The organism is Acidovorax sp. FG42, assembly GCF_057809195.1.
In genome coordinates this window covers 12,355-24,586 of record NZ_JBMDJM010000004.1, presented here as the reverse complement: position 1 = coordinate 24,586, position 12,232 = coordinate 12,355, and the positions used below count along the sequence as shown (strand labels likewise).

14 protein-coding genes are annotated in these 12,232 nt (G+C 65.0%); 2 read left to right on the top strand and 12 right to left on the bottom strand.

Going from position 1 to position 12,232, the window contains the following annotated elements; translation table 11 throughout:
- Window positions 1–2: 2 nt before the first annotated feature.
- From ACODSM_RS05940 to argS, 10 genes are all read right to left on the bottom strand, one after another.
- Window positions 3–242, bottom strand: a complete 240-nt coding sequence (locus ACODSM_RS05940; RefSeq protein ID WP_060986243.1) for a type II toxin-antitoxin system CcdA family antitoxin — start codon at window positions 240–242, stop codon at window positions 3–5.
- Window positions 243–275: 33 nt separating this feature from the next.
- Window positions 276–755, bottom strand: coding sequence for a putative toxin-antitoxin system toxin component, PIN family (locus tag ACODSM_RS05935; RefSeq protein ID WP_488804648.1), 480 nt, complete (start codon window positions 753–755; stop codon window positions 276–278).
- Window positions 745–2,037, bottom strand: coding sequence for a THUMP domain-containing class I SAM-dependent RNA methyltransferase (locus tag ACODSM_RS05930; protein WP_488804647.1), 1,293 nt, complete (start codon window positions 2,035–2,037; stop codon window positions 745–747). The genes ACODSM_RS05935 and ACODSM_RS05930 overlap by 11 nt, the downstream gene beginning before the upstream one ends.
- Entirely contained in the window at window positions 2,034–2,516 is a 483-nt protein-coding gene (locus ACODSM_RS05925; protein ID WP_488804646.1) for an acyl-CoA thioesterase, read from the bottom strand. Before ACODSM_RS05925 ends, ACODSM_RS05930 begins: the two co-directional genes overlap by 4 nt.
- An 80-nt stretch (window positions 2,517–2,596) precedes the next feature.
- Window positions 2,597–4,195: an RNA polymerase factor sigma-54 gene (locus ACODSM_RS05920; protein ID WP_488804645.1), complete on the bottom strand. Its 1,599-nt coding sequence runs from the start codon at window positions 4,193–4,195 to the stop codon at window positions 2,597–2,599.
- The gene (gene lptB / locus ACODSM_RS05915; protein WP_110961889.1) at window positions 4,195–4,956 is read right to left on the bottom strand and encodes an LPS export ABC transporter ATP-binding protein; all 762 of its coding nucleotides are present in this window, start codon (window positions 4,954–4,956) and stop codon (window positions 4,195–4,197) included. Before lptB ends, ACODSM_RS05920 begins: the two co-directional genes overlap by 1 nt.
- A gap of 56 nt (window positions 4,957–5,012) precedes the next feature.
- Window positions 5,013–5,672, bottom strand: coding sequence for a lipopolysaccharide transport periplasmic protein LptA (lptA, locus tag ACODSM_RS05910; RefSeq protein ID WP_295943751.1), 660 nt, complete (start codon window positions 5,670–5,672; stop codon window positions 5,013–5,015).
- A 108-nt stretch (window positions 5,673–5,780) separates the two neighbouring features.
- Window positions 5,781–6,437: a thiol:disulfide interchange protein DsbA/DsbL gene (locus ACODSM_RS05905; RefSeq protein ID WP_110961734.1), complete on the bottom strand. Its 657-nt coding sequence runs from the start codon at window positions 6,435–6,437 to the stop codon at window positions 5,781–5,783.
- A 92-nt stretch (window positions 6,438–6,529) separates the two neighbouring features.
- Window positions 6,530–7,186 carry an SPOR domain-containing protein gene (locus ACODSM_RS05900; RefSeq protein ID WP_192422344.1) on the bottom strand — a complete coding sequence of 219 codons (657 nt, stop codon included), beginning with the start codon at window positions 7,184–7,186 and terminating at the stop codon, window positions 6,530–6,532.
- A 15-nt stretch (window positions 7,187–7,201) separates the two neighbouring features.
- Window positions 7,202–8,911: an arginine--tRNA ligase gene (gene argS, locus ACODSM_RS05895; RefSeq protein ID WP_488804644.1), complete on the bottom strand. Its 1,710-nt coding sequence runs from the start codon at window positions 8,909–8,911 to the stop codon at window positions 7,202–7,204.
- A 111-nt stretch (window positions 8,912–9,022) separates the two neighbouring features.
- Here argS and ACODSM_RS05890 point away from each other — a divergent pair, with 111 nt between their 5' ends.
- Together ACODSM_RS05890 and ACODSM_RS05885 are read left to right on the top strand one after the other, a co-directional pair.
- Window positions 9,023–9,550 carry a hypothetical protein gene (locus ACODSM_RS05890; RefSeq protein ID WP_343735728.1) on the top strand — a complete coding sequence of 176 codons (528 nt, stop codon included), beginning with the start codon at window positions 9,023–9,025 and terminating at the stop codon, window positions 9,548–9,550.
- 81 nt (window positions 9,551–9,631) lie between these two features.
- Complete coding sequence (locus tag ACODSM_RS05885) at window positions 9,632–9,925, top strand: PsiF family protein (protein WP_488804643.1); 294 nt, start codon at window positions 9,632–9,634, stop codon at window positions 9,923–9,925.
- Window positions 9,926–10,021: 96 nt separating this feature from the next.
- On the opposite strand, the gene ACODSM_RS05880 is transcribed toward ACODSM_RS05885, so the two are convergent.
- Both ACODSM_RS05880 and ACODSM_RS05875 read right to left on the bottom strand, forming a co-directional pair.
- A complete protein-coding gene (locus ACODSM_RS05880; RefSeq protein WP_015016099.1) occupies window positions 10,022–10,468 on the bottom strand; it encodes a DUF2214 family protein in 447 nt (148 codons plus the stop codon).
- A gap of 172 nt (window positions 10,469–10,640) precedes the next feature.
- Entirely contained in the window at window positions 10,641–12,011 is a 1,371-nt protein-coding gene (locus ACODSM_RS05875; protein WP_488804642.1) for a dicarboxylate/amino acid:cation symporter, read from the bottom strand.
- Window positions 12,012–12,232 lie beyond the last annotated feature (221 nt).

The following is a 12,232-nucleotide window of genomic DNA, read 5'->3' as shown; positions in this document are numbered from 1 at the left end:
GCTCAGAAGCTCCTGTACTGGGCCAACGGCAGGCCTTCGCTCTCGATGCGCGCGTTGTAGGCTGCAATGGCCTCTTGGTTGGCGGCGTTCCAGCGCTCCCAGTACCGGCGCTGGACTTCGGCAGCGAGCAGTTCGTCCACGGTTTGGGAAATGTTCATGCCCATATCGCGTGCGGCTTCCAGCACCTTGCTGTTGAGCGACAGGTTGGTGGACTTCTTGGGGGCGTTGTCAAAGCGAAGCATGGCGGTGTCTCCAGCAGAGCATATGCGCATATTTTATGCGCATACCACATCGACACCCAGTACGACTTCCGTCGCCACATCCGCCCCCAGGTTCGCCAGCCGCTTTCGCATGCAAATCACCGCCTTGTCCTTGCTCAGCAAGATCGCCCGGTGCGCCGCCGCCAAGTCGATGAACTTCTGGTCGTCCGCGTCCTTGCACACATAGGCCACCTTGGGAGCGATCTCCACCAGGCGCGCCTGCGCGTCAAACGCCGTCAGCACCTGCGCGGCACTTACGCGGTAGTAGTCCATGCGCTCAACGATGTGCGGGTAGGCCAGCACGCGCTCCAGCTCGTCGCGCATGACTTGGGTGGCGATCCAGGCCAGGCGCCCTTGGGCCAGCAGCGCGCGCAGGGGGGCGGTGCGCGGGTCGCTGAAGATCAGCAGGTCGAGCGCGACGTTGGTGTCCACCACCACGGGGCGCGCGGGCTCGTTCGCTGGCGCCTCGGCGGGCAGGCGCAGTTCAACCTTCATGGCGCGGGCCGCCGTCGGGGGCAGGCTTGGCAGCCCGGTCGCGCACGGCGCCCTTGATCATGTCAAAGCGGAACATGCGGCATTCGATGGGGCCGTTCCACATGGGCACGCGGCGCGATTCCTTCAGGCGCATCTTGCCGGGCAGTTTCAGGTCGGGCGTGAGCATCCAGGCCGTCCAGCCGCTGTAGTTCTTCTTCCAGTGCGTAGCCAGCTGGCTGAAGAACTCGCCGCCGTCTTCGGTCTGCGCCTCTTCGCGGCCCACAGCCAGGCCCTGGGCGCGGTCGGCCGCGCGTTCGCTGGCATTGCGGCCTGCGGTACCGGCTGCGGCAATGCGCTCGCCGTAGGGCGGGTTCAGCAGCATCACGCCGGGCTGCTCGCAGGGCGGCATGCGCTGCAGGGCGTCGCCACCGCGCAGCTGCACGGCCTGGGCCACACCTGCGCGCTCGGCGTTGCGCTGCGCAAAATCGACCATACGGAAGGCCACATCACTGCCAAATATGGGTACAGCGCTAGTACATATTGCGCCTTCAGCTTCGTTTTTGATAGCAGACCAAACGTGCGCCTGGAAGGGCAGCAGCTTTTCAAACGCGAAGCGACGCAGCATGCCCGCCGGGATGCGGCAGGCGATCTGCGCAGCCTCGACCACGATGGTGCCGCTGCCGCAGCAGGGGTCGTACAGGGGCTGGGGGTTGTCGCCGTGCGGGTCCCAGCCGCTGGCGGCGATCATGGCGGCGGCCAGGGTTTCCTTGAGCGGGGCGTCGCCCTTGTCTTCGCGCCAGCCGCGCTTGAACAGCGGCTCGCCGGAGGTGTCGATGTAGATCGTGGCTTCGTCGGTGGTCAGGTGCAGGTGGATGCGCACGTCGGGCCACTGGGTGTTCACATCGGGGCGCACGCCGCTTTTGTGGCGGAAGCGGTCGGCCACGGCGTCTTTCACCTTGAGGCCCGCGAAGTTCAGGCTCTGCAGCGGGCTGTGCTGGGCCGTCACTTCGACCTTGAAGGTCTGGCGCGTGGTGAACCAGATCTCCCAGGCCACATCGCTGGCCATGTTGTAGAGGTCGTTCTCAGACCGGTACGGGCGGTGGGCCAATTGCACCAGTACGCGCTGGGCCAAGCGGCTGTGCAGGTTGAGCTGCATGGCCTGGCGCCACGAGGCGCGCAGCAGCACACCACCCCGGCCCACCAGCAGGTCTTGCCCCGTGAGGCCGGTGATGCCATGCACCTCGTCGGCCAGAAAGCCCTCGACGCCTGCGGCGCAGGGGAGAAAAAGTTGGAGTTGGTTCATGTCAATGGGGAGGATACGCGCTCAGACAATGCGTGGGAATCCGGCGTTCCCGCGCAGGCCAGCAGCAGCTGGCGGATGGAGTCCGGGATGGGGGCGACCTTGCGGCTGGCCTTACCGATGAAGACGATGCCAATCTTGCCGCGCGCCACTTCACGGCCGGAGGCCTTTTCGGTCATGCAGAACACCAAGTCAAAGCCGTAGCGGTTGAAGTCTGCGGGCGCCATCTCCACCCGCATGGTTTCGCCATGGAAGCCTTCGGACTTGTACTGCGCCACGATGTCGCCCACCACGATGGACAGGCCGCCCACATCGGCCTCGGGGTAGCCCAGCGACTGGAAGAAGCGCACGCGCGCTTCGGACACCAGGCTGAGCAACTGCGCGTTGTCCAGGTGCCCGCCCTGGTTCACGTGGCTGATGTAGATCTGCAGCTCGGTGGCAAAGCCGAAGTGCGCGGGGAGGTCAAAGACGATGCGGGCCATGGTGGGCTGCGGTAGGTAATACGGAAACAACAGAAAAGGTACGGCATCGCAGGCGCGCCGTGCGCCAGCTGCCGAGGCGGCTACAACGCCTTGCGCAGATTCGCTGGCGCGATCTTGAGCGCCTCGCGGTACTTGGCCACGGTGCGGCGGGCGCATTCGATGCCCTGCTCCTTGAGCATCTCGGCGATCTGGCTGTCGGACAGCGGCTTGGCGGGGTTCTCCGCCGACACGAACTGCTTGATCAGTGCGCGCACCGCCGTGCTGGACGCGTTGCCGCCCGTTTCGGTGCCCAGGCCCGAGCCAAAGAAATACTTCAGCTCGTAGGTGCCGATCGGCGTGGCCATGTACTTGGCGGTGGTGACGCGGCTGATGGTGGACTCGTGCAGGCCCAGTTCGTCGGCAATGTCGCGCAGCACCAGCGGGCGCATGGCCAGTTCGCCGTGGGTGAAGAAGTTCTTTTGCCGCTCGACGATGGCGCGCGAGACGCGCAGGATGGTGTCAAAGCGCTGCTGGATGTTCTTGATGAACCAGCGCGCCTCCTGCAGGCGCTGCTGCATGCCCTGGTGGCCTTCGCCGCCCTTGTGGCCGCGCAGGGCGCCTGCGTAGATGTCGTGCACGCGCAGGCGGGGCATCACGTCGGGGTTGAGCTGCACGATGAAGTTCTGCTGGCCGCTGCCATTGGCGCGACCGGCTTTGCGCACGATGACGTCGGGCACGATGATGTTGCGCTCCACGTCGGCAAACTTGCGGCCCGGGCGTGGTTCCAGGCGGGCGATGAGTGCCATGGCAGCGCGGGTGCGCTCTTCTCCAGCCACGCCGCCTTCGCTGCACAGCTGCGTCAGGCGGCGGATGTCCCGGCGCGCCAGCATCTCCAGCGGCTGCTGGCAGATGCGCAGAGCGGTCTGCACGGTCTCGGGGTCGGCGTCGCTGTCTTCGTCGGCCGCCAACGCCGCGAGCTGCAGCGTCAGGCATTCGGACAGATTGCGCGCGCCCACGCCCACAGGCTCCAGACTTTGCAGCAGGCGCTGGGCCACCGTGAAGCGGTGCACCAGCTCTTCGATCTGTTCCAGGTCGTCGGGCCCGGCGAGGCTGATGGCGAGTTCTTCCAGCGGCTCTTCGAGGTAGCCGTCGTCGTTCAGCGATTCGATGAGAAAACGCAGCGCGGCCGTGTCTACTTCGGACAGGCGCAGCGACAGCGCCTGGCGGTGCAAAAAGGCCGTCAGCGACTCGTGCGATCGGGCCAGCTCGGTGGCATCGGCCTCGTCGCCTTCCGCGTCGTTGCGGGTGCGCGCTGGGGCGTCGCCGCCCCACTCGGCATCGTTGGGCGCCATCTCGACGGTGCCGTCGCCGCTCCAGTCGGGCTCGTCCGAGCCCCCCCCGGAGATTTCAGCGTCGTTTTGGCTGTCAGCGCCAGTACTGCTTGCGCCAGAAGCTCCTGAAAACATAGCATCATCTGCGCTGTAGTCGTCGGCCTGGGCGGGCGTGTCGGCGGCTTCCAGGCCAAATTCCTCGCGCGGGGCTTCGTCCGCATTGCGTTCGAGGAACGGGTTTTCGTCGAGCATCTGCTCGACTTCCTGCGAGAGTTCGAGCGTGGACAACTGCAGCAGTCGGATGGACTGCTGGAGCTGAGGGGTCAATGCAAGGTGCTGCGAGACGCGCAGCGACAGTCCAGGCTTCATCACATGCGGAAATGCTCGCCCAGGTACACGCGGCGTACTTCGGCGTTGTCCACGATCTCGGACGGCGTACCCTGCGCCAGCACACGGCCGTCGCTGATGATGAAGGCGTGGTCGCAAATGCCCAGGGTCTCGCGCACGTTGTGGTCGGTGATGAGCACGCCGATGCCGCGCGCCTTCAAGAAGCCAATGATGCGCTGGATCTCGATCACGGCGATGGGGTCGATGCCCGCAAAGGGCTCGTCCAGCAGGATGAAACGCGGCTGGGTGGCCAGGGCACGCGCAATCTCGACGCGGCGGCGCTCGCCGCCAGACAGCGCCAGTGCAGGTGAAGCCCGCAGGTGGTCCACGCGCAGCTCTTGCAGCAGGGCCGTCAGGCGCTCTTCGATGGCATCGCGCGACAGCGGCTGGCCGTCATCGGCGCGCTGCAGTTCCAGCACGGCGCGCACGTTTTCTTCGACGGTGAGCTTGCGGAAGATGGAGGCTTCTTGCGGCAGGTACGACAGCCCCAGGCGCGACCGGCGATGGATGGGCATGTGGGCCACGGACTGGCCGTCGATACGGATGTCACCCGCATCGCTGCGCACCAGGCCCACGATCATGTAGAACGAAGTGGTCTTGCCCGCGCCATTGGGGCCCAGCAAACCCACGACTTCGCCTTTTTGCACCTCCAGGGACACGTCCTTGACGACCTTGCGGCTGCCATAGGACTTGGCCAGGTGCTGCACCTCCAGGCGGCTGCCCGACTGCGAATCGGGCCCCAGGCGGCTGTTCGCAGGGGTCGCCGGGGTCTCGGGACCAGTACTCACCACGGGCCCGCTCACTTGGCGCCGCCGCCAAGGGTGTTGCTGGGGCGCAGCGCCGGTGCGGGCGACTCGGGCGCCTTGGCGGGGGCTGCAGCGCCGGGCGGCGGGTCCTTGGGTGCCAGCACGGCACGCACACGGCCACCGGGCGCAGGGGTGTCGCCGGCCGCAGCCGAAGACGCAGGCGCCTTCTGGCCATCGACGGTGAACACGTCGGTGAGGTTGTTGTAGACGATCACGGCGCCGGTGATCTCGTCGTTCAGTACCGATCCACGGTAGCGGCGCAGTTCGGCGCGGGTGATGAAGCGCACGTTGTCGGCCTTGCCGTCGTATTCGATGACTTCGCTTTCGCCTTCGATGAACTCGTCAGGCGCTCCGGCCACGGTGTCGCGCTTCTGTCGGAAGAACGCCCGTTTGCCTGCCTCGGCCGTGACCACGCCGTACTGGTAGCCGTCGGCGTCCTGGCGCACATCCAGCCGCGCGCCGCGCAGCACGATGGTGCCCTTGGTCATCACCACGCGGCCCGAGAACACGCTGGTCTGCTTGAGTTCATCGTGCCGCAGGGCGTCGGCCTCGATGTTCATGGGCTTGGCACGGTCTGCCTTTTCGGCATGTGCCATGCCCGCAAGGCCGGTCAGGGCTGCGAGCACAAGGAGGGGGAGTAGGCGGTGGGTCATAGGGCACGAATCTTGCAATGATTGTAGCCACCCGATGGTACCCACCCCGAAAAAAAAGCCCGCATCCGCGGGCCTTTGGGACAGCTTGCCGACAGGGTCGGCCGCTGGTCAGGCTTTGCGTGCCGTAGCGGCCAGGTATTCGACCACCTGCAGCACGGTCTGCATGCTGCCGGCCATCGTGCCGTCGGTGTAGTACTTGCCCGCCACACCCATGGATGGCACGCCTTCGACACCGTACGAATCCTGCAGCTGAGAGGCGCGACGCACCTGATTGGCCACGCTGAAGGAGCCGTAGACCTCCTTGAACTTGGCCACGTCCACGCCCTGCTGGGTCACCCAGGCCAGGATTTCGTCGTCCTTGGCGAGCTTGGCCTTTTCCACATGGATGGCACGGAAGACCTTGGCATGCAGGGCTTCGAGCTTGCCCATGCCTTCAAGCGTATAGAACAGCTTTTGCTGGGGCACGAAGCTGGCGTTGAATGCCACGGGCACACGGCGGATGGAGAGGTCCTTGGGCGCGGCCTTGACCCAAGCGTCCAGTGTGGGCTCGAAGGCGTTGCAGTGGGGGCAGCTGTACCAGAAGAACTCGATCACATCGACCTTGCCAGCGGGGGCGTCTGGGGCGACGGGCTTGTCCAGCCGCTTGAAGTCCTTGCCCTCCTTGAACTGGCGGGCTTGCGCCATGGCGGGGTTGGCCACTGGCAGCGTCAGGGCAGAAGCGGCAACCGCCGAGGCGGCGGACAAAGAAAACTCACGGCGTTTCATGACAAAGACTCTCCTGGTTCAGGTATGCGGGATGTGAGACATCCCTTTACAAAAAGTTCAGCCCTGGCGGTGGCGCCGTTTTTGCAAGCGCTTCAGCGCTGCACGCGCACGAGCGCCGATTCCAGCCCGGCGCCGTCGAGTTTCTCTTTGAGCACCTCGGCATCGTCCCGTTTGGTGAAGGGGCCGATGCGCACCCGGAACACCGCCCGGCCATTTTGCTCACGCTCGCTCACCCGGGCCTCCCAGCCCAGCATGGCCAGCTTGGCGCGCTGGGCGTCGGCGTCGGCCTGGGTGCGGAAGGCACCAGCCTGCACAAAGTAGTCAAACGGGTCCACGCTGCCCTTGGCGGCTGCCTTGGCCACGGCCAAGTCGCCCAGCGGGTCGGCACCCGGCTTGCTCTCTGCCTTGGCCTCGGCTTTAGCGTCTGGCTTGCTCGCGGCAGGCTTGGCCGAAGAGGCTGCGGCGCGCACCTCAGGGGCGGGAGCCGATGCAGGGGCTGACGCGGCTGCCGCCACCGCTGGCGCCGCAGGGCGGGCCGGGTTCTTGCCATACAGCGGCGAGTTCGGGTCCCAGTTCTTGTTTTTCTGGGACTCCGCTGCGTCCAGGTCGGCACCGCGGCCATTGCCCTTGTTCAGGAAGGGCACCGGCACCTTGGTCACGTACACGGCCACGGCAAGCGCCGCGCCCAGGCCCACGATGACCCCGACGATGAAGCCGACAATGGTCCCGCCAGTCTGTTGCTTTTTCATATTGGTAGTAACTGCTTACATTCTGGCTGGGGCCGACACGCCCAGCACGGCCAGGCCATTGTGCAATACCTGGGCGGTGGCAGCGACCAGCGCCAGGCGCGCCTTCTTCACGGCCTCGTCGTCCACGAGGATGCGCTCGGCATCGTAATAGCTGTGGTAGCTGGCGGCCAGGTCGCGCAGGTAGAAGGTCACATCGTGTGGCGCCTCACCGTCGGCGGCGGCGGTGAGCATCTCGGGGTACTTAGCCAGTTGCAGCATCAGCGCCTGGGCCTGCGGGCCTTCGAGGGCGGACAGGTCCACATCCTTGAGCGAAGCCACATCACCACCGCCCGCCTCTTGCCACGCACGCAGCACCGACTGGATGCGGGCATGCGCGTACTGCACGTAGTACACGGGGTTGTCGTTGTTCTGTGCCACGGCCAGGTCCACGTCGAAGGTGTACTCGGTGTCGGGCTTGCGAGACAGCAGGAAGAAGCGCACCGCATCCTTGCTGGTCCACTCGATCAGATCGCGCAGCGTAACGTAGCTGCCCGCGCGCTTGCTGATCTTGACCTCTTCGCCGCCCTTGACCACGCGCACCATGGTGTGCAGCACGTAGTCGGGGTAGCCCTTGGGGATGCCCACATCGGCCGCCTGCAGGCCGGCGCGCACGCGTGCAATGGTGCCGTGGTGGTCTGTGCCCTGGATGTTGACGACCTTGGTGAAGCCCCGCTCCCACTTGGCAATGTGGTAGGCCACGTCGGGCACGAAGTAGGTGTAGGTGCCGTCCTGCTTGCGCATGACGCGGTCCTTGTCGTCGCCGTAGTCCGTGCTCTTGAGCCACAGCGCGCCGTCCTGCTCGTAGGTCTTGCCGTTGGCGATGAGCTTGTTCACCGTGGCCTCGACGCGGCCGCTGGTGTACAGGCTGGATTCGAGGTAGTACTCGTCGAACTGGAGGTTGAAGGCCTGCAGGTCCTTGTCCTGCTCGTTGCGCAGGTAGGCCACGGCAAACTGGCGGATATTGTCGTAGTCCTCCACATCGCCGTTGGCCGTGAACTCGCGGTCGTCAGCCTTCACGGTGGCCTTGGCCTTGAAGGCCTCGGCAATGTCGGCGATGTAGTCGCCGTTGTAGAAGTTCTTGGCCAGCGGGTTGTCGCTGTCGGTGGGCCAGCAGTCGTCGCCGGGCTTGAAACCCTTGGCGCGCAGCTGCGTGCTCTTGGTCAGCGTGTCGATCTGTACGCCCGCATCGTTGTAATAGAACTCGCGGTGCACCTTCCAGCCCTGGGTGCTGAACAGGTTGCAAATCGCATCGCCCAGCGCGGCCTGGCGGCCGTGGCCCACGTGCAGCGGACCCGTGGGGTTGGCCGACACGAACTCGACCAGCACCTGCTGGCCGTTGCTGGCCTGATAGCCGAAATGTTCACCGGCCGTCAGCACCTCACGCACCACTTGTTGCTTGGCGGCAGGTTGGAGGCGGATGTTCAGAAAGCCCGGACCCGCAATTTCAATGGCGGACACCCAGCGTTGAAAAGCAGGCGTGGCTTCGAGCGCGGCCTTGAGCTGCTCGCCCAGAGCGCGGGGGTTGAGCTTGAGCGGCTTGGCCAGCTGCATGGCCGCAGTGCAGGCGAAGTCGCCATGGGCCGCCACCTTGGGAGATTCAAAGGCTGCCTTGGCGCCAGCGCCGGGGGACAGGTTTTCCAGCTCGGCTGCGAGCGCAGCGAGCAATTCATTTTTGGCTGTGAGCATCGGCGGATTTTACGGGCCCGCCAACAGCGGGGCGCCAGACGCACCACCGGGGTGGCGTCCCACAGCCAAAGGCACAATAAGTTGCTGTGCCCTTTCAACCGGAGATTGCACATGCCACCCCAACCCATCCTGCTCTACCGGCGCCGCTGGACCCTGGTGTTTCAGGTGCCTTTTGTGTTGCTGATGGCGATATGCCTGGCGTTCTCGCTGTATGGGGCTTTGGCATCGAACGACCGGCTGCTCACGATCCTCTTTCTGTGTGCCGCGTTCGTCTCCTTCTGTGTGGGCGGAACCCTGGGCCGGCCCGCTCTGGAGGCCTACCGGGAGCAAGACCCGGCAATCGTCATTGATGCCACCGGCATCACCGACCTGCGCCAGGACGACCCGCACACCGTGCCCTGGGAGGCCATGGAACGTGTTCACCTGGACGACTACGAAGGCGTGATCCTGGTCAAGTTGCGACCCGGCCACAAGGACTCTGCGCTGGGCGTGATCATCAAGACACTCAAACGCTGGCAGCAACGGGGTGATGTGGTGTTTGCCCTCGGCGGGCTGGCGCACGACCCCCGGCAAATCCAGACGGCACTGAAAGCCTTTCACGCGGCAGCGGCCACCAAGCCCCGTACAAGGTTGTCATGACTTGTGCGCGTTGTCGCACGCCATGTTCTATGGTGCAATGCCGTCGGGACCCCCCATAACGCATTCACACCAGGAGATTCCATGAAAAAGCTTCTTTCCCTGACTGCACTCGGCCTGGCCCTCACACTGTGCGCGGGCGCTCACGCCGCCGAAGACGCCAAGGCCCCTACCAAACAGCAATCGAAGATGGCGACCTGCAACAAGGACGCCGGAGACATGAAGGGCGACGAGCGAAAGGCCTTCATGAAGACCTGCCTGAGCAACAAGCCTGCCACCCAGCAGGACAAGATGAAAACCTGCAACGCCGACGCCAAGGCCAAGACGCTCAAGGGCGACGAGCGCAAGGCCTTCATGAGCGAGTGCCTGAAGAAGTGAAGTAAGTTCACACCCGGTGCACCATCACCGGGTTCGATAAGGAAAAGCCCGCCGGAATCCAGCCAGGCGGGCTTTTTTAATAGGGGATATGTCCGCTTACCAGCCGCGCGCCCAGAACACTGCAATCACGGCCACCACGGGCAGCACATGCGACTGGATCATCACCAGACGGCGCACCCGCGCGACTTCTGCGGCGGGCGGCAGGGCGCCAGTGCTGCGCAGGTTCTGGCGCCAGCGGCGAAACGCGGCCGAGGGCACAAACGACAGCACGACCATGGCCAGCACCAGGGTGATCTTGATGTGAAACAGGGGCTGCGACAGGTACCACGAGGCGCCCTTCACGCCCCAGATCAACCGGGCCAGGCCGCTGCCAATCATCACGGCCCCGGCCACACCGTAGATCACATCCAAGCGGGCCAGGCGCTCGACCACGGCAGCATTGAGCCACTCGATACGGCACAGCGCCGCCTGGCTGGACAAAAAAACCACAAAGGTCAGGATGGCCAGAAGGTGAAAGGCGGCCAAGATGGCTTCGAGGGTCATGGTGCGGATTCCTTGTAGCGCCCGAGGCCACTGCGCTGCGCCAAGCGCTCACAGTGCCATCCGGCAGGGCCACCATTGTGCGCGATGGCGCGGGCCAGACCGCTGCTAAAAAAAGCGGCGCGGACCCGAAAGCCCGCGCCGCTGGCAGCGCTGATTCAGCAAGTACCCGCCATCAAGCCACGGTGCGCGCCACCGTCGCCACAGGCACATCCGCCGACACCACGGGGGCCGGGGCCGCAGACACTGCAAGCGGCAGCGGATGGCCGTTCATCGCCGCGTCCAGGCGGTCCTGGTCCAGCGCGTTCTCCCAGCGGGAGACGACCACCGTGGCCACGGCGTTGCCGATGAAGTTGGTCAGCGAGCGGCATTCGCTCATGAAACGGTCCACGCCCAGAATCAACGCCATGCCGGCCACGGGCACTTCGGGCACCACGGCCAGGGTGGCGGCCAAGGTGATGAAGCCCGCGCCCGTCACGCCCGCCGCGCCCTTGGACGACAGCATGGCGACGAGCAGCAGCGCCACCTGGTGGCCCAGCGTCAGTTCGGTGTTGGTCGCCTGGGCGATGAACAGCGCGGCCAGCGTCATGTAGATGTTGGTGCCGTCCAGGTTGAACGAGTAGCCCGTGGGCACCACAAGACCCACCACCGACTTGCTGCAACCCGCCTTTTCCATCTTTTCCATCAGCGATGGCAGGGCGGATTCCGACGAAGACGTGCCCAGCACCAGCATCAGCTCGGCCTTGAGGTAGCGGATCAGCTTGAACACCGAGAAGCCACACAGACGCGCCACCAAGCCCAGGATCACCACCACAAACAGCAGCGAGGTGACATAGAACGAGCCCACCAGCCACGCCAGGTTGACCAGCGAGCCCAGGCCAAACTTGCCAATGGTGAACGCCATGGCACCAAACGCACCCAGGGGCGCGGCCTTCATCACGATGCCCACCACCTTGAACACAGGCGTCGTCAGCGCGTCCAGAAAGTTCAGCACCGGACGGCCTGCCTCACCCACCATGGCCAGGCCAATGCCAAACAGCACGGCCACCAGCAGCACCTGCAGGATGTTGTCGCCCACGAACGGGCTCACCAGCGTCTTGGGGATGATGTCCATCGCAAAGCCCGTGAGCGTCATCTCATGCGACTTGGCCACGTAGCCCTTCACAGCCGTCTGGTCCAGGTCGGCCACATTGATGTTCATGCCCGCGCCGGGCTGCACCACGTTGGCCACCACCAGGCCCACCACCAGGGCCAGCGTGGAGAAGAACAGGAAGTACGCCATGGCCTTGCCGAACACGCGGCCCACGGTGGAGAGCTGCGACATGCCAGCGATGCCGGTCACGATGGTCAGGAAGATCACCGGAGCGATGATCATCTTGACCAGCTTGATGAACGCGTCACCCAGCGGCTTGAGCGCCTCGCCGTAGGACGGCTCGAAATGGCCCAGCAGAACGCCCAGGACGATGGCGAACACCACCTGGAAGTACAGTTGCCGATAGAAAGGCAGCTTCAAGGTCGAGGCTGCGGGAGCGGAATGGTTGTGCATGGAACGAGTCTCCTGGGATCTTGGGACTGCACCACCGGAGTGCACCGGTGCGCTGTCAGGGTGCCGTTTGTACCGCTGCACTTTGTTTCAGCCGATAACCTATTGGTATTAGTCGCCCAACGCCCCAGAGGAGAACATCGGCGCACCATAAGGGTAACTACCTAGACCTTGGAGCCCCCTGGAACCGGTGCGGCACACTCCCCACCTGCACCAGACTGGTT